General features: G+C 69.2%; 17 protein-coding genes and 1 pseudogene. 9 read left to right on the top strand and 9 right to left on the bottom strand.

Features of this window, described 5'->3' with window-relative positions:
• Positions 1-25 precede the first annotated feature (25 nt).
• From GXW71_RS08535 to GXW71_RS08520, 4 genes are all read right to left on the bottom strand, one after another.
• The gene (locus GXW71_RS08535; RefSeq protein ID WP_211852048.1) at positions 26-907 is read right to left on the bottom strand and encodes an ABC transporter permease; all 882 of its coding nucleotides are present in this window, start codon (positions 905-907) and stop codon (positions 26-28) included.
• 12 nt (positions 908-919) lie between these two features.
• A complete protein-coding gene (locus GXW71_RS08530) occupies positions 920-1,873 on the bottom strand; it encodes an ABC transporter permease (RefSeq protein WP_211852047.1) in 954 nt (317 codons plus the stop codon).
• A gap of 10 nt (positions 1,874-1,883) precedes the next feature.
• Positions 1,884-3,929 (bottom strand): ABC transporter ATP-binding protein, encoded by a 2,046-nt coding sequence (locus GXW71_RS08525; protein WP_211852046.1) that lies wholly within the window; start codon positions 3,927-3,929, stop codon positions 1,884-1,886.
• Positions 3,930-4,308: 379 nt separating this feature from the next.
• Positions 4,309-4,482: a hypothetical protein gene (locus tag GXW71_RS08520; RefSeq protein WP_211852045.1), complete on the bottom strand. Its 174-nt coding sequence runs from the start codon at positions 4,480-4,482 to the stop codon at positions 4,309-4,311.
• A 342-nt stretch (positions 4,483-4,824) separates the two neighbouring features.
• On the opposite strand from GXW71_RS08520, the gene GXW71_RS08515 reads away from it, so the two are divergent.
• Positions 4,825-5,703, top strand: coding sequence for a Bug family tripartite tricarboxylate transporter substrate binding protein (locus GXW71_RS08515; protein WP_211852044.1), 879 nt, complete (start codon positions 4,825-4,827; stop codon positions 5,701-5,703).
• Positions 5,704-5,822: 119 nt separating this feature from the next.
• Here the strand turns inward: GXW71_RS08515 and GXW71_RS08510 are convergent, their stop codons facing one another.
• A complete protein-coding gene (locus tag GXW71_RS08510; RefSeq protein WP_211852043.1) occupies positions 5,823-6,368 on the bottom strand; it encodes a hypothetical protein in 546 nt (181 codons plus the stop codon).
• Positions 6,369-7,218: 850 nt separating this feature from the next.
• On the opposite strand from GXW71_RS08510, the gene GXW71_RS08505 reads away from it, so the two are divergent.
• Genes GXW71_RS08505 through GXW71_RS08485 form a run of 5 tightly spaced genes read left to right on the top strand, consistent with a single transcriptional unit; the run spans position 7,219 to position 13,423 of the window.
• Positions 7,219-7,998: an IclR family transcriptional regulator gene (locus GXW71_RS08505; RefSeq protein WP_211852041.1), complete on the top strand. Its 780-nt coding sequence runs from the start codon at positions 7,219-7,221 to the stop codon at positions 7,996-7,998.
• The gene (locus GXW71_RS08500; protein WP_246526391.1) at positions 7,998-9,179 is read left to right on the top strand and encodes a mandelate racemase/muconate lactonizing enzyme family protein; all 1,182 of its coding nucleotides are present in this window, start codon (positions 7,998-8,000) and stop codon (positions 9,177-9,179) included. Before GXW71_RS08505 ends, GXW71_RS08500 begins: the two co-directional genes overlap by 1 nt.
• A gap of 31 nt (positions 9,180-9,210) precedes the next feature.
• On the top strand, positions 9,211-10,194 hold the full coding sequence (locus tag GXW71_RS08495) for a Bug family tripartite tricarboxylate transporter substrate binding protein (protein WP_211852039.1): 984 nt from the start codon (positions 9,211-9,213) through the stop codon (positions 10,192-10,194).
• Positions 10,195-10,196: 2 nt separating this feature from the next.
• Positions 10,197-12,284 (top strand): acetate--CoA ligase family protein, encoded by a 2,088-nt coding sequence (locus GXW71_RS08490; RefSeq protein WP_211852037.1) that lies wholly within the window; start codon positions 10,197-10,199, stop codon positions 12,282-12,284.
• Positions 12,281-13,423: an acyl-CoA dehydrogenase family protein gene (locus GXW71_RS08485; RefSeq protein WP_211852035.1), complete on the top strand. Its 1,143-nt coding sequence runs from the start codon at positions 12,281-12,283 to the stop codon at positions 13,421-13,423. The genes GXW71_RS08490 and GXW71_RS08485 overlap by 4 nt, the downstream gene beginning before the upstream one ends.
• On the opposite strand, the gene GXW71_RS35395 is transcribed toward GXW71_RS08485, so the two are convergent.
• On the bottom strand, positions 13,383-13,703 hold the full coding sequence (locus tag GXW71_RS35395) for a DUF1214 domain-containing protein (RefSeq protein ID WP_211852033.1): 321 nt from the start codon (positions 13,701-13,703) through the stop codon (positions 13,383-13,385). The two genes, GXW71_RS08485 and GXW71_RS35395, sit on opposite strands and share 41 nt — an antisense overlap.
• Here GXW71_RS35395 and GXW71_RS08475 point away from each other — a divergent pair.
• The 3 genes from GXW71_RS08475 (at position 13,668) to GXW71_RS08465 (ending at position 18,917) form a co-directional block, all read left to right on the top strand.
• A complete protein-coding gene (locus tag GXW71_RS08475; RefSeq protein ID WP_211852160.1) occupies positions 13,668-13,991 on the top strand; it encodes a hypothetical protein in 324 nt (107 codons plus the stop codon). The genes GXW71_RS35395 and GXW71_RS08475 overlap by 36 nt on opposite strands.
• A 175-nt stretch (positions 13,992-14,166) precedes the next feature.
• Positions 14,167-15,384, top strand: a complete 1,218-nt coding sequence (locus GXW71_RS08470) for a metallophosphoesterase family protein (protein WP_211852031.1) — start codon at positions 14,167-14,169, stop codon at positions 15,382-15,384.
• Positions 15,381-18,917: an ATP-binding protein gene (locus GXW71_RS08465; protein ID WP_211852029.1), complete on the top strand. Its 3,537-nt coding sequence runs from the start codon at positions 15,381-15,383 to the stop codon at positions 18,915-18,917. The genes GXW71_RS08470 and GXW71_RS08465 overlap by 4 nt, the downstream gene beginning before the upstream one ends.
• Before the next feature lie 145 nt (positions 18,918-19,062).
• Here the strand turns inward: GXW71_RS08465 and GXW71_RS08460 are convergent, their stop codons facing one another.
• The 3 genes and pseudogenes from GXW71_RS08460 to GXW71_RS08450 form a co-directional block, all read right to left on the bottom strand.
• Positions 19,063-19,290, bottom strand: coding sequence for a hypothetical protein (locus GXW71_RS08460; RefSeq protein ID WP_211852023.1), 228 nt, complete (start codon positions 19,288-19,290; stop codon positions 19,063-19,065).
• Between the two features lie 291 nt (positions 19,291-19,581).
• A complete protein-coding gene (locus GXW71_RS08455; protein WP_211852021.1) occupies positions 19,582-20,439 on the bottom strand; it encodes an acyl-CoA desaturase in 858 nt (285 codons plus the stop codon).
• A 406-nt stretch (positions 20,440-20,845) separates the two neighbouring features.
• A pseudogene (locus GXW71_RS08450) lies at positions 20,846-21,100 on the bottom strand (MucR family transcriptional regulator); the annotation flags it as partial.
• Between the last annotated feature and the right edge of the window lie 21 nt (positions 21,101-21,121).

Raw genomic sequence — 21,121 nt, 5'->3', positions numbered from 1 at the left:
CTCCCTTATGGGTTTTTTGTGCTGCCTATGCGCGGAATTTCGGATCGAGCCAGTCGCGAAGCGAATCGCCAAACAGGTTGAAGGCGAAGACCGCCAGCGAAATGGCGAGGCCCGGGAACAGGATCATCCAGGGCGCCTCCTGATAAAAATTCGAGCTGTCGCCCGCGAGCATCAGCCCCCATGCCGGCTTCGGTTCCGACACGCCGAGGCCGAGGAAGGAGAGTGATGCCTCCAGCAGGATCGCCTGCGCGATATAGGCGGTCAGCAGGATCAGGTAGGGCGCCAGGACATTGGGCGCCATGTGGCGCAAGATGATGTGGAGGCTGGAATAGCCGCCCGCCCGCGCCGCATCGATGTAGGGCATCGCGCGCACAGAGAGTGCCGCCGCGCGCACCACGCGACAGGATCGCGGGACGATCGGAATTGCGATCGCGGCGACCAGATTCATATCCACGCCAAGCACCGCCGCCTTACCGAGCACCGCCACGACGACCAGCGCCAGCACGACGATCGGGAAGGACAGCACGATATCGACGAAGCGCTGGATGATCATGTCGGCGCGGCCGCCGAAATAGGCGGAGGCGATGCCGAGCAGCCCGCCCGCGGTGCAGCCGATGAAGGAGGAGAGGAAGCCGATGGTCAGGGCGGTGCGCGCGCCATAGATGATCCGGGTCAGGATGTCCCGGCCAAAGGCGTCGGTCCCGAAGGGATGCTCCATCGATGGTGCCGTCAGCATCGCGATGAAGTCGATGGCTTCCGGATCGTAGGGGGCAATCTTCTCAGCAAGAATGGCGGCTGTGGCCATGATGAGGATCACGAGCAGGCCCGCGGCGCCGAGCGGTTGCGCCCGGATAAAGCCGAGGACAGGGTTCGGCTGTCGGGGACGCGCGAGGGTGGTCGCGGACATAACGCCTCCTCCTCAGCCGTGCCGGACCCGCGGATCGAGCACGCCGTAGAGCATGTCGACCAGCAGGTTCATGGTGACGAAGACAACCGCCAGCAGCATCACCAGCGCCTGGATCAGCATGAAGTCGTTGCGCGAGACGGCTTCCACGAACAGCCGCCCGATGCCGTTGAGGTTGAAGACCTGCTCGGTCACCACCAGGCCGCCGATCAGGAAGGCGAATTCCAGGCCGACCACCGTGACCGCTGGCAGCAACGCGTTGCGCATGGCGTGCCGCGACACGACCAGCCGCTCGAAGACGCCCTTGGCCCGGGCGGTGCGGATATAATCCTCCCGCATCACCTCGATGATGGAGGAGCGAACCATCCGCGCCACCACCGCCGCGTAGCGATACCCCACCGCCAGCGCCGGCCAGATGAGCTGCGACATGTTCTGCAGCGGCGACTCGAAGAAGGGCGTGTAGGTGACCGGCGGCGACCAATGGAACACCGTCAGCAGCAGCAGCAGCGTCAACATGCCGAGCCAGAAGGACGGCACCGCCAGGCCCGCGATCGTGAAGATGCGCACCACGTAGTCGATCCAGGTATCTCGGAAGAGGGCCGAGATGGTGCCGAGCGGTATCGCGATCAGCACCGAGATAATCGCCGCCATCAGCGCCACCTGGATCGTCAGGCCGATGCGGGTGCCGATCTCCTCAGCGACCGGCCGGCCGGTCCACATGGAGTTGCCGAGATCGAGCGTCACCAGCCCACGCATCCAGTCCAGGAACTGCACGGGCAGCGGCTTGTCGAGGCCGAGCCGCGCGCGTTCGCGCTGGATGATCTCCTGGGTGACATAACCGCCATCGGCACGCAGCTTCACCTCCACCACGTCGCCCGGAACGATGCGGAGCATGACGAAGGTCAGCAGCGCGACACCGAGCAGCGTCGGGACCATCAGAGCGATGCGGCGTGCGGCGTAGCGGAGCATGACGCGACCCTCAGAGCTTGATACACGCGGCCATGTGGCTGGGGCGGACTTCACGGAGCGACGGCACCTCCGCCCGGCATTCCGGACCGGCGATGGGGCAGCGGGTATGGAAGACGCAGCCGGTCGGTGGCGCGAGCGGCGACGGCAGCTCGCCCTTCAGCGCCCGTGGCGCGCGGGCGCGCTCCACCGCCGGATCGGGGATTGGCGCGGCGTCCAGCAAAGCCTTGGTGTAGGGGTGCAGTGGCGCGGCATAAAGCGTGTCGCGGTCCGCGACCTCCATCACCCGGCCAAGATACATCACGACGATGCGGTGCGAGAGATGCCGCACCACAGCCAGATCGTGCGCGATGAAGAGATAGGCGATGCCGAGCCGCGCCTGCAACCCGGCCAACAGATTGACGATCTGACCCTGAATCGAGACGTCGAGTGCCGAGACCGGCTCGTCGCAGACGATGAAATCAGGCTCCATCGCCAAGGCGCGGGCGATGCCGACCCGTTGGCGCTGCCCGCCGGAGAGCTGGTGCGGATATCGATCCGCCATGTCGCGCAAAAGCCCGACCTGATCGAGCAGCTCCGCGACCCGATCCTGCGCCGCGGCGCGGCCGAAGCCACGGCGCTTTCGCAGCGGCTCCGCGATCGTCCCGCCCACGGTCATGCGGGGATTGAGTGAGCTAAAGGGGTCCTGGAAGATCACCTGGATGCGGGTGCGCAGCGCCTTCATGCGCCTGGCGGATACGGTGGCGAGGTCCTCGCCATCGAACAGGATCGCGCCCCCCGTCGCTTTCTCAAGCTGGAGCACCACGCGGCCAACCGTGGTCTTGCCGCAGCCGGATTCGCCGACCAGGCCGAGCGTCTCCCCACGGCCAATGGTGAAGGAGACATCATCCGCCGCCTTCACTGTCGCTGTGCCGCCGAAGAACCCGCGCAGTGGCACATGGAAGTGCTTTTTCAACCCCTTCACGGTGAGCAGCGGCTGCCCGACATGGCGCATGGCGCCGGCTTCGGTGGATGCCGGCTCAGCCGGCGGCGGCATGGCCTCGGCGAAGTGGCATGCGGCGGATTGCCCGTCGCCGATCGGACGCAGAACCGGATCGGCGTCGCATGCAGCCTGCCGCCAGCGGCAGCGCGGTGCGAAGCGGCATCCGGATGGCGGCGCGAGCAGGTTCGGCGGCAGGCCCTCGATGGTCTCCAGCATACCGCCGCGCGCGCGGTCGAGCCGTGGCACGGAGCGCAGCAGACCGACGGTATAGGGATGACGCGGCGTGGCGAAGACGCGCTCGGCTGGCCCCTCCTCCGCGATGCGGCCGGCATACATGACGGCGACGCGGTCGGCGTAGCGCGCCACCACGCCGAGATTGTGCGTGATGATGACGAGGGTGATTCCGAGGCGCCGCGACAGATCCTTCATCAACTCCAGGATCTGCGCCTGGATGGTGACATCGAGCGCTGTGGTCGGCTCGTCGGCGATGATCAGGCGCGGGTTACACGCCAGCCCGATCGCGATCATCACCCGCTGTCGCATGCCGCCCGAGAATTGATGCGGATATTGGCCGAGCCGACGCTCGGCATCCGCGATGCCGACCAGGCCCAGCAATTCGACGGACCGCGCGCGCGCCTGCGCATCGCTCATGCCGAGATGGATCTGCAGCGGCTCCGCGAGCTGGGTGCCGATGGTGAGCACCGGATTGAGGCTCGTCATCGGCTCCTGGAAGATCATCGCGATCTCGCGGCCCCGCCGCGCGCGCATCTCCGATTCCGACAGCGCCAGCAGGTCACGGCCTTGGAAGAGGATGCGCCCGCCAGTGACGCGGCCCACCGGCTTCGCCAGCAGGCGCATGACCGCAAGGGCGGAGACTGATTTGCCACAGCCACTTTCGCCGACCAACGCGAGCGTCTCGCCAGCGCGCACCGACCAACTCACGCCATCAACCGCGCGGACGACTCCGCGGCTGGTTGCGAATTCCACGCGCAGATCCTCGACGGACAGGAGCGGCTGCTCCTCGCCCGCCAGGCGCTTGGGGGGCGTCATCGCATCGAGGCTCAGCAGCTTGGTCATGCCGCTTCCCCCCGCCATTTCTTGGGAATATAAATTGCATTCTTCTCCCAGGCGCGCAAGCCGCGAATGCCGGGCAGTGCTGACGGCGCACTCGAGTTCGCGCCTGTTGTCGCGAGGACGCGCTCATTCAGCGGTCCGCCGCCAACCACAGGTGCTCCGGCCTGGCTTTTCTCCAGATGCCAGCAGGGACACTGGGCTCAGCCGAGCCCGGGCGTTTTCCTGCGCAACTGAGACCAACATCGCCAAGCACGGCATGTCGCTGGCCCTCTCGGTGTTCGTGCTCGAAGCCCGATCGGGTGGCGCCGAACGTACGCCGCGACTACGGCGAGCCCCGCTTCCATGCGTTCGCGTTGGTCGCGGGCCGGTTGCTCTGCTGCACCTACGCGCGGCGCGCAGCGGTCTGTTCTTCGTTGACGAGCCCGTGCTTGAGAAGCGCCCTCGCCACCGTCTGCCGCGCCGCGGCCGGCAGTCGCTCCGGCGGTATGGCCAGCCGGTCGGCGCGCTGGCTAGCCTGGCTGAGAATGACGCGCTGGGTGTCGGAAAGCTCGGTCATCGTGGGGCTCCGGTTCGGCACCCGATAATACGGGTGCTATCAGCGCAAGCCCCTCAGTGGGGCAGCGCGACGTGTGCGCGCCACCGACCATTCGCTCTGAAGCAGCGCGAAGCCAAGCGAGGACGTCGCCCTGATCGCGATTTCCGCGAGGGATGAAGTTGTGCTGATGTGCTGCAAATCATCCGCAGAGGTGAGCCGGGCTTCGGTCGACTACGGGAGGAACCAATGATGCATAGAACTCGTCGCCACGCCTTCATGCTCCCTTTGGCCGCGGCCGCAGTGCCCGCCGCAATGCCACGGTCAGTGGTCGCACAACCGGAGCGCTGGCCGAGCCGCCCAATCATGATGATCGTTCCGTTCGGCGCCGGCGGTGGGACAGACATCCTTGCGCGGCTCTTGGCACAGCAACTCGCTCAGTCGCTTGGCCAAGCCGTGCCGGTGGACAACCGGGGTGGGGCTACCGGAACCATTGGTATGGCCGCGCTCGCACGCGCGCGTGCAGATGGCTACACCATAGCCATCGCTCCGAACGGCACCTATGCCATGGCAACAGCACTGTACGATCGATTGCCGTACGATCCGGAACGCGCATTTGCGCCGGTCACCATGCTCGCGACCACGCCGATCTTTCTCTGTGTGCATCCGTCGGCGGAGTGGCGCTCTGTTAGCGATCTAATGACGTCAGTGAAGGCGCGCCCAGGCCAGATCACATACGCCTCGGCCGGCGCTGGGTCGACGAGCCACATCTTCGTCGAGCAGATGCTGGAAATACCTGATGTGCAGATGCTGCATGTCTCGTATCGGTCCGGCGTGCAAGCGGCACAGGCGGTGATGCAGCGAGAGGCAGCGACGTCGTTTGTGGACGCGAGTATAGCGTTGCCCTACATGCGCTCCGGCGAGTTACGCGCGCTTGCGATCACATCGGCCTCCCGCAGTGCCCAGGTGCCAGATGTGCCGACCATCGCGGAGAGTGGCCTACCAGGCTACAGCGCGATCATTGATTTCGCGCTTTTCGCTCCGGCCGGAACCCCGCAGCCGATCCTTGATCGACTGGCTGTCGAAGCGAATGCCGCACTGCGTGTTCCGGAGATGGCCCAGCGCCTAACCGGCCTTGCCATGGACCCGGCTGGCGGCACGCCCGCTGAGTTTGCTGTGCAACAGGCGGCGGAGATCCGACGCTGGTCCGACTTCATTCGGCGTCGCGGCATTCGACTTGAGTGAGGGCGACCAGCGTCGTGGGCAGGCTTGCCGACCAGCGAAGCAGCGCGATGGCAGCCCCTGCAACGAGATCGTCTTGATTTTCGTTCACAAGGCACGACGGGCGGGGAGTGACGCCGGCTTCATTGGGTGTCACCGAAAATCCCGCGCCCCGGCATCTTCACCCGCCGCGACCCCGGCTCCGGCCGCTTCACCTCATCTGCCCGCCCCAACATCCGCTCCGCCCACGCCCCATCATCCTGCCCGTCGATCTGCGCCAGCGTGTCCAGCAGGTCCGACCGGTCGATCAGCCGCGACGCGATCAGGTGCACGATCGGCACCTCGGCATGCTTGTCCTCACGCTCGACACGCCCCTCCACCACCAGCAGCCGGGAGGTGAGCAGCGGCACGCGGTCGCGCTCGGAGACATGCGCATAGACCACGACGTTGGCGTTGCCGTGCTCATCCTCGATCGTCACGAAGATCACGCCCTTCGCCGTCATCGGCTGCTGCCGCATCAGGACCAGGCCAGGAAGGCGAACGCGCCGACCCTGCGGCGCTCGCGCCAGCAACCGGCTATCGTCACACCGCAGCCGCGCCAGCACCGGCCGCAGCAGCGTCAGCGGATGGCGCCCCAGCGTCAGGCCCGTGCTGCCGTAGTCCAGCCCGATCGCCTCCCCCTCGGCCATCGCCGGCAGTGATGGCTTGGGCTCGTCGAAGAGCGACTTCTGGTCCGGGTGTTCCGCCGCAATGGCGGCGCGGAACAGCGGCGGCTCTCAGGCCCTCGCGCGCCGCGAACTCCGCCAGGGTGCCATCCTCCGCCTGGATGAACCGCTCATGCAGCGCGTGGGCGCGCGACAGCAAACGGATCAGCGCCGGGTCAATACGGGCCGGCCGCTCCGCCCCATCCACCACCAGCGCCATCTCGATACCAGCGCGGCGGAGGCTCGCCTTCACCGAGAGGATAAGCGGCGCTGCTGCGGCTGCATGCGGGGAATGGCCGATGCGGCTTCCTGCACCCTCGAGCACTGCCCCACAGCTGATCCGGCTGCAGATTCAGGTCCACTCGATCCGGATGCGCCTCCACCCGCGATAGCTTCAGCAGGATCGCTCGGGCATCCGCCATCGATAGGCTTTCCCATCGCTGCGCCAGCTGCTCTGCTTCTTGCGGTAGCTGCTTGGTCTGGCTGGCTAGCCGTCGCCGCGATCGCCTGCGCGATCTCTCGAGGGCTTGTCAGCCAGCACCGGATCGCTGCTGCAACCGAAGCGCTCCAAAGAGTGGCTTTGCTCCCTCGTTGACCCGCGTAGCCAGCAGTCTGCGGAGATTGGCATTCGAGCGCGAGGTGACGGGGCCAGGCTGCGCGGTGATCGGTCGGTGACCTCACGTGGCCATTGGCTGCTGGAGCCGGGCGCCGCTCAACCAACGCCTCCCCAAATTGACGACCCTCAGAACTTCTGGAACAGTGTTCTGAAATCGACCGCGAGCCGGCGGAGGAACGAGCAAGTGTCTCCCCAAGGATGAGTGCCCCCGAGCGCTGCATGGACGTGCTCGGTCGGCTGGTAGAGGCGGCGCCGGTCGGCCTGCCGCTGACCCGCATCGCCGATGCCGTCGGCGTGCCGAAGAGTGCCGCGCATCGCCTGCTGCAGGCGCTGACCGAGCAAGGCTTCGTCCGCCAGGATCCGACGACGCAGCACTACCTGGCGACGCTCCGCCTCGCCACGCTCGGCTTCCGTCTCCTCGAGGCGCACGGTGCCGCCGATGCCTGCCAGCCCGCTCTGGCCGCGCTTGCCACCGATGCCGACGCCTTCGCCCGCCTCGCTGTCGTGGATGGTGAACGGATCACCTACGTCGCCCGCGCCCAGGGCGCCCGCACCAGCCTGCGTTATGAGCCGGTGACCGGTCGCCTGGTGCGGCTGCACGCGACTGCTACCGGAAAGCTCTGGCTATCCAGCCTGCCAGAGGAGACCGCGCTCCGCCTCTACGCGGCGCAGGGGCCGGACGGCTTGGCCGTCGGCCCGCGCGCCATCACATCCCGCACCGCCCTCAGGACCGCGCTTCGGGCAACGCGCGAGCGCGATTGGGGCATGGCGATCGAGGAGGGCGAGGCCGGCGTCAGCGCGATGGCCGCGCCAATCCGCCCTCCCGCCTCGGGTGGTGTCATCGCGGGCGTCGTCAGCATCGCCGCGCCCAGCCTGTGGCTGACGGAGGCGCGCATGCACGCGCTGCTGCCCCGCCTGCGCCGCGCGGCAGCCGAGATGGCCGAGCTCTGGCCGCTCCGCGCACGCATCGCCCCCCTCGAAGCCTTGGAGAGCGCCTGATGAATGCCAACGCCCCGGCAAGCCGCGACGCGGTGCGCGACCTGAAGATCAAGGAGATCCGTGCCGTCCCGCTCTCCTTCCGCGTGCCGGAAGGGCGCGTGGTCCGCCACGGCATCGGCGCCGCGGTGAAGCGCGACATGGTGCTGGTGCGCGTGCTGACCGAATGCGGTGTGGTCGGCTGGGGCGAAGCACATCACGGTCGTGGCCCAACCTCGATCGCCGACCTCATCAACAACACGCTGTCGCATTTCGTGCTCGGCCGCAGCGCCGCCAGCCCGGTGGATGCCTGGAGCGCGGTCTATGCGCGCCACATCGCGAGCCATGGCCAGGGCGCCGGCACCCTCATCGCGCTGTCGGGCATCGACATGGCGCTGTGGGATGCGCGCGGCCGCTACTTCGGCATGCCCTGCTGGCAGCTGATGGGCGGCACCGACAAGCCGATCCCGGCCTATGCCGGCGGGATCACGCTCGGCTTCCAGCCGGTCGACAGCCTGGTGCAGGAGGTGGCGGGCTTCGTCGCGCAGGGGTTCCGCGCGGTGAAGCTGCGCTTTGGCGAGACGCTGGACATCGACCTCGCGCGCCTCACCGCTGTGCGCCGCGCCTTCCCCGACCTCACGCTGATGGTGGACCTCAACTGCAGCTACACGCTGCAGGATTTCCGCCGCGCGGCGCCGGTGCTGGAGGAGATGCGGGTGTACTGGGTGGAGGAGCCGTTCCCGGCACACGACCACCGGCCGTACCGGGAAGCGCGGGCCATGCTGCATGCCTGCCCGCTGGCCGCAGGCGAGAATCACTACGGCCGCTTCGAATTCCACCGCCTGCTTGAGGATGGCTCGGTCGGCATCCTGCAGCCCGACCTGTCAAAGTCGGGCGGGCCAACCGAATGCCTGCGCATCGCCAACATGGCCTCGGCCTGGAAGCTGCCGGTCTGCCCGCACTCCTCGGCCAGCCCGCTGAACTTCTTCGCCGCCATCCACCTGCTGGGCTCGATCGACAACGGCGCCTGGTACGAGTTCGACGCGGCCATCGACAATCCCTACCGCGACGAGCTGTGCAGCGCGAAGCCAATTCTGGACGAAGCGGGTTGCGTGCGTGCCAACCACCGGCCGGGCTGGGGCGTGGAGGTGGACGAAGCGGTCGCGCAGCGGCTGTTCGCCATTCCCGGCCCCGGCTTCATCTGAGCCGCGCAACGGTAAGCGGGAGGAAACGACAATGACCCAGACCACCCGGCGGGCGCTGCTTGGCGCCTTCCCCCTCGCCCTGGCCACGCCCGGCCTTGCCCGCGCGCAGGCCGCCTGGCCGGACCGCCCGATCCGCGTGCTGAATCCCGGCTCGCCCGGCGCCTTCAACGACATCTTCGGCCGAACCGTGAGCGACCGCCTGGGCTCGGTGCTCGGCCAGCCCTTTGTCACCGCGAACAACCCCGGTGCCGGCGGCGCGCTGGCCACCCTGCAACTGGCGCGCGCCGCGCCGGACGGCAACACGCTGGCGGTTGCCAACCTCTCCACGCTCATCTTCAATCGGCTGCTGAAGCCCGATGTCGGCTACGAGCCGACACGCGACTTTGCCGCTGTCGCGGTCGGTGCCCGGCTGATGAACATGATCGCCGTGCATCCCGGCAGCGGCATCCGCAGCGTGGAGGATCTGCTGACGCGGGCGCGCGCCGCCAGTGGACAGCTCACCTACGCCACGTCCGGCATCGGCAGCTCCCCGCATCTGGCGGCGGAGCTGTTCGCGCAGCAGGCCGGCGGTGTGCAGTTCCAGCATGTGCCCTATCGCGGCAGCGCGCCCGCGGTCAGCGACGCGGTGGCCGGCAACGTGCCCATCGTCTGGGACAACGTGCCGAACGTGCTGCCGCAGATCGAGGGCGGGCAGTTGCGCCCCATCGCCGTCACCGGCACCGCGCGCCATCCCTCGCTGCCGAACGCGCCAACCCTGCGGGAGGCCGGGCTGCCGCGGTTCGAGATGTATGTCTGGTTCGGCATCGTCGCCCCCGCCGGCACGCCTGCCCCCATCGTGCAGCGCCTGGCAACTGAGGTTACCCGCGCGGTGGAAGTGCCGGAGGTGGCGGCGAGGCTCCGCGCCACGGGCGCGGAGCCCTGGCCGCAGGGACCGGACGCCTTCGCGACGTTGATCCGCGCCGAGATGGAGAAGTGGGAGCCGATCGTCCGCGCCTCGGGCGCGCGGATCGATTGAGCATGCCGATGTGCGCGCCCGACTGGTCTCGCCTGCTGTCGCCGAAGGCCATCGCCATACTTGGTGCCACCGACCGCGGCGACATCCCTTCCCTGCCGCAGCGCTTCCTCGGGATGCACGGCTATGCCGGGGAGATCTTCCCGGTGAACCCGCGGCTCTCCGAAGTGGAGGGGCTGCGTTGCTACTCGTCGGTCGCCGCGCTGCCGGCGGTGCCGGACATCGTCATGGTCATGACGGCGGCCGCACGCGTGCCGGCGCTGCTGGAAGAATGCGGCGAGGCCGGCATTCCCTTCGCCGTCGTCTGCTCCTCGGGCTTCGCCGAGGTCGGCCATACGGCGGCGCAGGAGGAGTTGGCGGCGATCGCGGCACGGCGCGGGATCGGCCTGATCGGCCCGAACTGCCAGGGCTTCATGGACGTGCCGGGCCGCGTCTTCGCCGGCTTCTCCTCGGCCTTCAACGACCGGCACTGGAAGCCGGGCGGCTTCTCGCTGGTCTCTCAGAGCGGCTTCATCTTCGGCATCGCCGGCATCGCCGAGGAGCAGGGCGTCGGCATCTCCCGCGCTTTCGCTCTCGGCAATGCCGCGGGCCTGGGTGTGCTGGACCTGGCCGAGGCGCTGGTGGAGGACGCGCAGACCGAAGTCATCAGCCTGTTCTTCGAGGCTCTGGAAGAGCCGCGGCGGCTGCTCGCGCTCGGTGCCCGCGCCGCCGCGGCGGGTAAGCCGGTCCTCGCCTGGAAGGCGGGAGTGACGCCTTCCGGTGCGCGCGCCGCCGCCGCGCATACCGCAGCGCTCGCCACCGATGCGCGCCTCACGCGCGCGCTCCTGGAGCGCGCCGGGATGATCCCGGTGGCCAGCGTGACGGAGATGGCGGACCGCGCCCTGGTGCTCTCGCAGGGCCGCCGGCCGGCCGGGCGGCGCCTGACCATCGTCACCGTGTCCGGCGGCGCCGGCGTCGCCATGGCCGATGCCGCGGACCCCGCCGGCCTGCTGGTGGAGCCGCTCGCCGAGGCGACGTCCGCGCGACTGCGCGACGTCATCCCGAGCTTCGGTTCCGCCGCCAACCCGGTGGACGTCACTGCTGCGCTGATCGGCAAGCCGGACATGCTGGCCGCCGCGCTCGACCTGGTCACCGAGGACCCGCTGACCGACATGGTCGCGGTGGTGCCGACGGTGCTGCAGGGCACGGCGGCTGTCAGCGTCGCCAGCGCAATCGCGGCCGCGGCGGCGAGCACCTCCAAGCCGCTGGTCGTCAGCTGGTGTCCGCGGCCCGGAACCGCCGCACAGGCGCAGGAGATCCTGGCCGCGGCGGGCGTGCCCAACTTTCCCGATCCGGTTCGCTGCGTGACGGCGCTGGCCGGCGTGGTGGCGGGGGTGGCGGCGCCCGCCGACCCCGCCTGCGCGCCGTTGCGTCCGGGGCCGGCGCGAATGCTCGCCGAGCATGCCGCACTGGAACTGCTGCGGGAGGCCGGGGTCACGGTGCTGCGGAGCCATTTGGCGGCGACACCGGGCCAGGCCGCGGCGGCCGCGCGCGACTTCGGCGGCCAGGTGGCACTCAAGGTCCAGTCGCCTGACATCCCGCACAAGTCCGATGCCGGCGGCGTGGCGCTGGACGTGGCGCCTGAGGACGCCGAGGCGGCCTGCACGCGCATCCTCGCCGCCGCGCGCAGCGCCGTGCCCGGGGCGCGGATCGAAGGCGTGCTGGTGCAACCCATGGCGCGCGGCGTGGCCGAGATCATCCTCGGCATCCGCAACGACGCGGCCTTTGGCCCCGCCGTGCTGGTCGGTCTGGGCGGTGTGGCGGCGGAGGCGCTGGAAGATGTGCAGCTCATGCTCGCCCCAGTGTCCCCGCAGGAGGCACGGGCGATGCTCGGCCGCCTGCGCGGCATCCGCCTGCTGCGCGGTTTCCGCGGCGCGCCCGTGGCGGACGAGGCAGCACTGGCCGAGGCGATCGTGGCGCTCTCCACCTACGCGCTGCGGCGCAGCGACACGCTGGAGTCGCTGGAGATCAACCCTTTGCTGGTCCTGCCAGCGGGAGAGGGCCTGGTGGCACTGGACGCGCTGGCGGCGCTACGCGGGGAGCCCGGCCGATGATCCGCGACCGTGCGGCGCAGGAGGCGCGGCTCGCCATGGCGATGCGCTTGGTGCAGGAGGTGCTGATCCCAGCCGAGGCGGAGACCGACGCCACCGACGAGGTGCCCGCCGGCGTGCTGGCCGCGCTGCGCGAGGCCGGGCTATTCGGCATCTCCATCCCCGAGGCGCATGGCGGGCTGGGCCTGACGATGGAGGAGGAGGCGGAGCTGATGCTGGTGCTGGGGCGCGCCGCCCCGGCCTATCGCTCCCGCTACGCGCTGAACAGCGGCGGCGCGGCGCAGATCCTGCTGCACGTCGGCACGCCGGCGCAGCAGGGGCGTTGGCTTCCCGGCATGGCGCGCGGCGAGGTGGTGGCTGCATTCTGCCTCTCCGAGGCCGAGGCAGGCTCGGACGCCGGTTCACTGCAATGCGCCGCGACGCTCGAGCCGGATGGCGGCTGGGTGCTGGACGGCACCAAGCGCTGGGTGACGAATGCGCCGGAGGCCGCGCTGCTGGTCGTCATGGCGCGCAGCGGCGAGGCCGAGATCAGCGCCTTCGCCGTTCCGGCCGGTGCGACCGGCGTCGAAGTGCTGCCGGCACAGCGCAAGATGGGGCTGCGCGGCGTGCATGTGGCGGATATCCGGCTGCACCAGGTGCGGCTGCCGCCGGATGCGTTGCTCGGCCCGCGCGGCGGCGGGCTGCGCGCCGCGCTGGCGGGGCTGGACAAGGTGCGGCTGCATCTCGCCGCGCTGTGCGCCGGCACCGCGGAGCGGCTGGTGGAGGAAGGCGTGCGCCACGCCGAGCGCCGGCGCCAGTTCGGCAAGCGGCTGCACGAGCACCAAGCGGTGGCCGCGCTACTCGCCGACAGCGCGACGGATGCCCTGGCGGCCCGCTGCATGGCGCTCGAGCTGGCGCGGAAGCGCGACCGTGGCGAATTGGTAGCGGGCGAGGCGGCGGCGGCCAAGCTGTTCGCCACCGAGGCGCTCGGCCGGGTCGCCGACCGGATCCTGCAAGTGCATGGCGGCGAGGGCTACATGGAAGGCTCAGCCGCGGAGCGGCTGTACCGCGACGCCCGGCTGTTCCGGATCCTGGACGGCACCTCGGAGGTGCAACGCATTGTCATCGCGCGCTGGGCGGTACTGCGCGGCACGATCGCCTGACTGTTCGACGCCCCCTGCGGCACCGCGCCGGCCCGTAGAACCGGAACAGGCAGAACCATGGGCGGCCCGCCACGGTCGGAATCCAGTTCGCGTCCCGACCCGCCGGCGCGGCGGAACCGAAATGTATGTCGATTGAGCCATGCGCGTTGCGCACGAGGCTCCTGTTGTAGGAATCGAGGCCGACACGCGGCGTCTCCCGGATGAACGCTGCGGTATCGAGATCGCATATGCGGACGCAATCAAGTTGAGCAGCTACGAGGTGGCGGGGCTCGTGTGGCACTTCGCCGACGCGGACCTGGCGGTGGCACCCTGGGAGGAGCTCGCCATCGTGGCGGCGGCCGATAGGAACCTCGCCGCGATGGTCGGAAACCAGTCACGCACCATGGCGCTGAAAACACCCGACGGGACGAGATGCGTCATCGATACCCAGGAGAAGTTCGGCGGCTTGGCGCTGCTCTCCTTCGAGGTCAGCCAGCTGCGAGAGGCGATCGCGAACGAACTGAACCCGCATCTCGCGCTCGACAGCGCGGCTCAGCGCCGCAGGCTGGTTGAAGCGTACGTCCCATAGGCCGCAGTCACGGACACCATGTAATTTCGACCGGCATCATGATGGCGAAGCGTCGCGAGGAAAGCTTGGCCGAGGTGGTGCCGACTCGCTGGCGCAGTGGCCCGCGCGAGGGCCAGACACAGGCGCTCGACGCCAGCCCGGTGACCGAACGCCCATCCTGCGATAACGTCTCCGCGTGAAGTTCCTCCACGCAGCAGACATCCATCTGGATAGCCCGCTCTCTGGGCTGCAGTCGCGCGCGGATCTCCCGGCCGAGATCATCCAGCGCTGCACGCGGCGCGCCTTCGAGGCGATGGTATCCCTGGCGCTGGAGGAGGACGTCGCCTTCATGGTCATCGCCGGTGACCTATATGACGGCGACTGGAAGGATTTCTCGACCGGCCTGTTCTTCGCCGAGCAGATGCGGCGCTTCAACCGCCCCTGTTTCCTGCTGCGCGGCAATCACGACGCCCACTCGGTCATCACAAGGAACCTGAGCCTGCCGCCGAACGTGCAGGAGTTCTCCTCGCACTCTTGCCAGACCCTCCCCCTTCCCGAACTCGGCGTCGCGCTTCACGGGAGGTCCTTCCCGAACCGTGCGGTCCCCGAGGATTTGTCGGCCGCATATCGCCCGTCCGTGCCCGGCATGCTGAACATCGGCGTCCTGCACACGTCGGCAGAAGACCCCGGTGAGCACGAGGTCTATGCCCCCTGCAGCGTCGCCGCCCTTGCGCTCAAGGGATACGACTACTGGGCGCTTGGCCACATCCACGCGCGCCAGGTCCTGCACGAGCGTCCCTGGATCGTGTTTCCTGGGAACCTTCAGGGCCGCCACGCCAGGGAGACAGGCGCCAAGGGCTGCACCCTGGTCACCGTCGAGGATCGCGTCATCACCAGCGTCGAGCACCGCGACGTCGACGTGCTTCGCTGGGCTGCGATGGAGGTGGACGCCACGAACTCGGACATGGCCGCGCTGTCTGCGCGGATCCAGGCAGCGGCGCAGACCGCCGTGGAAGCCGCCGCCGGGCGGCCACTGTTGGCAAGGCTGACGCTGATCGGTGAGACCAGGCTTCACGGAGCCCTGCTGGGCGACCCGGATCGCCTGGCCGCCGAATGCCGCGCTGCCGCCATGGCCGCCGGTGGCGACCTGTGGACCGAGAAGGTACGGATCCGGACACGGCTACCCCGGTCGACCGACGCCGCCCTCCTTGCACCACTGCAGGACGCCTTCATGGGAGGCCTGGACGACCCGGAGCTCATCGAAAGCCTGCTGCGGGATCTCGCCGACCTGCGGCGGCGGCTCCCGGCGGAGGCTCTCCTCGAGCTGCCTGGGGACGCCGAGGGGCTGCGTCAGCTGGCCGAGGACGCCTGGGCGCTCACCGCCGAGGCGCTCTCCGGCACGGAAACGCCATGAGGCTCCGCCAGCTCGCCCTGGTGCGATACGGCCACCTCGCGGATGCCGTGCTCGACTTTCCCGCCGACGCGCCACTGTGCGTCGTCCAAGGCGTCAACGAGGCAGGCAAGTCCACGGCGCTCGCCGCCATCAGCGACGCCCTGTTCGGCTTCGGGCACCGAACGGACTTCGACTTCCTCCATGGCGCCCCCCAACTGCGCGTCGGATTCACGGTAATGGCGGGAGACGGCCGCGAAGGCCGCTTCATTCGGCGCAAAGGCCGCAGCGGCACGCTCCGCGACAATGCCGACGAGGTCATCCCCGACACCGCCCTGGCGCCCTTCCTGGGCGGCGCGAGCCGGGAGCTCTTCGAGCAGGGCTTCGGCTTGGACGGTAACCGGCTGCGCGCCGGGGGCAGAACGCTGGCCACCGGCGGCGGAGGCGTGGGCGAAAGCCTGTTCGCCGCGGGCACCGGCCTCCTGGGCCTGCGCGAGGCGCAGGCAAGCATAGACGAGGAGGCCAAGTCCCTCTTCGGCAGCGCAAGGGGCAGGCGCAAGGTCAGCGAGGCCGTCGAGGGCTGGCGGCAGGCTCAGCGCAGGGTGGAGCAGCTGTCCGTGCAGCCGAAAGCCCACCGCGAAGCCGCGGCGGCGCTCGAGGCCGCGACCAACGAATTGCGCGAGCTCCAGGGAAAGAGTCGCGAGCTGCAGATCGAGGCCAGCCGCCTGCAGCGGCTGCGGCGGGTGTCGCCAATCCTCGTCTCCCTGGACGCCGCGCGAAGGCGCTTCGAAGATCTGGCTGGCGTCCCAACCATCCCGCTCGACGCCGAAGAGCGCCTCGCCGCCGCGATTGAGGCGCGAAGCCAGGCCGCCAGGGACGCCACCCGCGAAAGCGACGCCGTCGCCACCCTGACGGCACGCCGCGCCGAATTCGCGCCGGACGCTTCCCCGCTCGCCGCTCAGGACACGATCGATCTGCTGGCGGAGGCACGGCACGCGGCCGTCCAGGCTGACGGCGACCTGCCAATGCTTCGCCTCGCGATCGAGGGTCACCGCGCGACCGTGGCCGAAGCTCTACGGGAGCTGGGGCTGGCCGTGAGCCCCGAGGCCGCGCGCGACACGGTCCCTGAGCCGTCGGCCCGGAACCGGGTCCGCACCCTCGCGAGAGAGCACGCCGGGCTCGCCGCCGCTGCCGCCGCGGCTACGAAGGCGGAGGCCTCGGCCAGGACGCGCCGCGAGAAGGCTGACGCCGCGCTTGCCGCGCACCCGGCACCGCCCGACCCGGCCGTGCTGCGTCAGACCATCACCATGGTTCGCGGCGAGGGCCGCCTGGATGCGGACCTCGCGGAAGCTGAATCCACTGCGGACGCAACCCGGCGGAAGGCGGACGCGGCACTCGCAGCCTTGCCGCTTTGGACCGGCGACGCGGATGGCCTTGCCGCCTGCCCCGTCCCTTTGCAGGCCGAGGTCGCTTCCATCGGCACCGAGCTCGAAGCGTCCCAGGCGGCGGCGGTCGCAGCCGGTGCCGCGGTCGCGAAGACGGAGGCTGAGCTCGCGAGCGCCGAGGAGCGCCTGCGCAGTCTCGCGGAGGGCGGCACTGTCCCCACGCCCGCCGCGGTTGCCGCCGCCCGAAAGGAGCGGGACGCGACCTGGCGGCGCGTGCGCCAACTGCTCGGTGGCGAGCCGCCGCCCGAGGCGACGGACCCCGAGGACGTGGCTGACCGGTTCGAGCAGCAGCGTGACGATGCCGATCGCCTCGCTGACCGGCGGGCGGATGAGGCCCACCGCGTCGCGGATTTCCTTTCGGAGACCGCCAACAGGGAGAGGCTGCTTCAACAGCGCTCGGCCGAACTGGAAGGGCAGGCAGAGGCCGCCGCAGGCCTTCAGGCAGCGTCCTCGCGCTGGCGGGAACTCTGGGAGCCATCCGGCGTCAGCCCGTCCACGGTCGCCGCGATGGCGGAGTGGCGGCGGGCGCGGGACGAAGTCCTCCGGCTGCACAGCGAAGCCATGGTGGCGGCTCGGCGCCGCGACCTCGTGGCGGGGCGGGGCGGAGCGGCGCGCGCCGCCCTGCTGGCGCAGCTCCCGGGTGGCTCCTCCGGCGGCACGATCGCTTCCCTGCTTGCCCACGCCGAGGCGACCTGCGCCGCGGCCGAGGAAAGGCAGGCCGCCTACCGGGCGCTCGCCGAAGGATGGGAGCGGGAGACCGCCGCGCTGCCCGAGCTGGAAGCAGCCACGCGCGATGCCGAGGCCGCGCTCGAGGACTGGCGGGCGAAGTGGGGTCCGGCGGTGGCGCAGCTTGGGCTGGCCGAGGACACAGCCGTAGCCGACGCCGAGGCGGCGCTCGCGGCCTGGTCCCGGATCGCCGAGACGGCACCGGCCTGGCGGCAGGACGCGAAGCGGATGGAGCAGCAGCAGGAGACAGCTGCGTCCTTCCGCGCCTCGGTCGAAGCGGCGCTCGCCGCCATCGGTGCCCCGCCGCTGTCGGAGCCCGCCTCGGCCGCGGCCGCTCGGCTGCTCAGGCAGCTTGAGGAGGCCCGGAAGGCTGAGGCGGAGGCGGCCTCCCTGACCAAACGCATCGAGGAGACCAGCCAAGCCCTGGCGGAGGCGCGGCGGAGGGGTGAGGCCGCGGAGGCCGACCTGGCCGAGCTGCGTAGGATCGCGCGGGTCGAGGACGACGCCGCGCTGGCGGCCGAAATCGAGAGGGACCGCCGCCGCGACACGACGGAGAAGGAAATTAGCAAGCTTGAGGCGGAACTGGGGGCGCAGGGCGACGGGTTGGACGAGGCTGCTCTCCGTGCTGAAGCCGCCGGTGCTGACGCTGATGGTGCTGCTCCTCGTCTTGATGCTGCTGCTGCTCGCCTTCGTGACATCGATGATGAGGTCGCCGCCCTTGGCGTCCGGCGCGAGGAGCTGAGCACGGAACGCGCCCGGACCCAGGCCGAGCTCGAGGGGATGCAGCGCGGCCAGGACGCCGCCGGCGCCCTGCAGGAGCAGCAGCAGTTCCTGGCCGAGGCGGCCGCCGCGGCGGGCCGGTACGCCCAGCTGCATGTGGCGCGCGTCCTCCTGCATGCCGGGATCGAACGCTTCCGCCGAGTGCAGCAGGGCCCGCTGCTGGCAGCCGCCAGCAGGCACTTCGCCGCTCTGACGCGCGGCAGATACCCGCGCCTTGGCACCGACGAGGACGCTGCGGGCAAGCCGCTGCTGGTCGCGATCCAGCGGGATGGGACCGAGTGCCCGGTCGACGGCCTCAGCGAAGGCGCCCGCGACCAGCTGTTCCTGGCGCTCCGGGTCGCCGCGATCGAGGCGCACGTCGCGAGCTCCGAGCCCCTGCCCTTCGTGGCCGACGACCTGCTGGTGCACTTCGACGACGACCGCGCGGTCGCCGCGGTGGAACTGCTCATCGAGCTCGGTCGGTCGACGCAGGTCATCCTGTTCACGCACCACGACCATGTCGCCTCGATAGCGGAGGCGCGCGGATCCTCGGGCACCGCCGTGGTGCGCTGGCGGCCTTTTACCGCAGCGGCGAGGATGGCAGCAGCGCCTACAGTTGCAGAGTAGGAGCCCGTGCCTCGGTGCTCACCGAAGACCTGGCAAGCAAGGCATTCGCTCCTTCCAAAATTTTGGCGAGCAGTGTTAGGGACGTCGCGAACCTTTACTCGGGAGCGGCCGGAATGAGCCAGGCGACAGGATTGTTCATCCGCAGCTATGAGGAGATCCTGAGTGAGGTGAACCATCGCGCTGGCCGTCCCACCTCATTCTCCTTCGATTGGATGAGGCCGTCGGGCGCGATAACACCGAGAAACGTCATCGGACCCTGTTGCGATACATCCGAGATGTAAGGCACCCTCGTCGGGGTAAAGCCGGCGGCGACGATCGTGACCTGCATCGCCCGATCCTGGAACAGCGGCACGCTGAGCGTCTTGCCAAACACGCGCTTCAGTCGTCCGGGTTGCGGATCCACTCCGCGCGGTCGGAGAGATTGCCGGTCGGCGAGAGCTGCGAGTCCGCGCGCGTTTCCTCATTCATCGCAACGCGCTCCTATCAGGTCGGAGACGCAACGCTGCTCTAGTCCTGGATTCGGCGCGCTATCGCGTGCTCACCGCAGTGCTTCCGAGATCGAGGGCTTCGCGAGCGCATCGAGGGCGGTGGCGGGAATCGTAGCATCGCGCAAACCCCCAACCGTTGGGGATCTGCGCCGACCGAACGCGACGGGAGCCGCAGTCTAAGGTTGAGCGAGCGGTGATCGCTTCGGCATCACCACGTTTCGGGCCAAGCCCAACGCTGCCATCACACGAATGGTCAGGTAGACGACATCCAATTCGAACCAGCGATGCCCATGCCGGGCGGAGCGTTGGTCGGCGTGGTGGTTGTTGTGCCAGCCCTCGCCGTTGGAGATCAGGGCGACGAACACGTTATTGCGGCTGTCCTCGTCTGTCTCGTAGTTGCGGTAGCCCCAGAGATGGCTCAGCGAGTTCACAGACCAGGTGATGTGCCAGACCAGCACGGTCCGCACGAATACGCCCCAGATCAGCAGGCTGGCACCGAGCTGCAGCGCCTGCATCGTGGAGCCGCCGCCGACCAGCGACGTCGCCGCACCTACGGCAAAGAAGGCGATCCAGTGGGCAAGCACGATCCAGCCATAGCGGCGCTCGAGCCACTTCTGGAACGGGTCACGCACGATGTCCTTGGCATAGCGCTCATAGATACCCAGGCGGCCGAGGTCGCCGTTCTCCACCAGCATCCAGCCGACATGGCCCCAGAAGAAGTTCACCAGTGGGCTGTGCGGGTCGGACGGCTGATCGGCATGCTCATGGTGACAGCGATGCACGGCAACCCAACGGGCCGGCGTGTCCTGCATGCAGCACACGCCAAGAACGCCGAGGATGCACTCGACCCAGCGGGGGACCACAAGGCCACGGTGGGTTAGCAGCCGATGATAGTAGAGGTTGATGCCAAGGCTGCCGAACACGTACATGCCAAGCACCGCCAGCACCACGCCCGTCCAGCTGAACAGCCAAGGCAGCAGCGCGAGCAGCGCCACAAGATGGTACAGCCCGACCGTCACCGCGTAGCGCGTCACGATTCGGCTGCGGTTCACACGAGCCGGCAAAGGCAGCTTCCGGGATCGGTGCACGGCGGGGGAGGCAGAAGCGGCGGCGTGATCCAAAATCGCGTCTCCGTTGCAATCGGCAGGCGCACTTGCGCCTCAAGCTGAACCGCATCCATCGTTTAGAATAGCCAAATTGGAGACGGAACGAGCGAACCACCGACCTTGGGTATGATCTACGTTATCTTTACCGCTATGCCCGAATCTACCCAGAGCGGCCGCCTCGTTTCAGGTACTATCTACCAGATTCGAGTCCGGTTCAGCAGGTTTCGACCCGGTCGAACGCGGGATGGTGGCTGCGACCAGCTCCGGCTGCGGACCGACCAGATAACCTGGGGCGTGCACCAAAGCTGTAGCGGCTTCGGCCTCAGCTAGCGGATCAGGTCCCCTTGCCGCCCGCCTTGCGACCAAGAACAGGGCGCCCGCGCGGCTTCGTCCCGAGCCCGATCTTCTTCGCCAGCGCGGAGCGGTGGGCGGCGTAGTTCGGTGCCACCATCGGGTAGTCGGCGGAAAGACCCCAGCGCTCCCGGTACTGCTCCGGCGTCAGGTCGTAGGAAGTTTTCAGATGCCGCTTCAGCATCTTCAGCTTCTTCCCGTCCTCGAGGCAGATCAGGCACTCAGGCGTGATCGACTGAGCGGTGCCCATCCAGGCATT

The organism is Plastoroseomonas hellenica (assembly GCF_018129085.1).
In the GTDB taxonomy this organism is placed as follows: domain Bacteria; phylum Pseudomonadota; class Alphaproteobacteria; order Acetobacterales; family Acetobacteraceae; genus Plastoroseomonas; species Plastoroseomonas hellenica.
The sequence above is the reverse complement of the archived record's forward strand: the minus strand, read 5'-3'. Positions and strand labels throughout refer to the sequence as shown.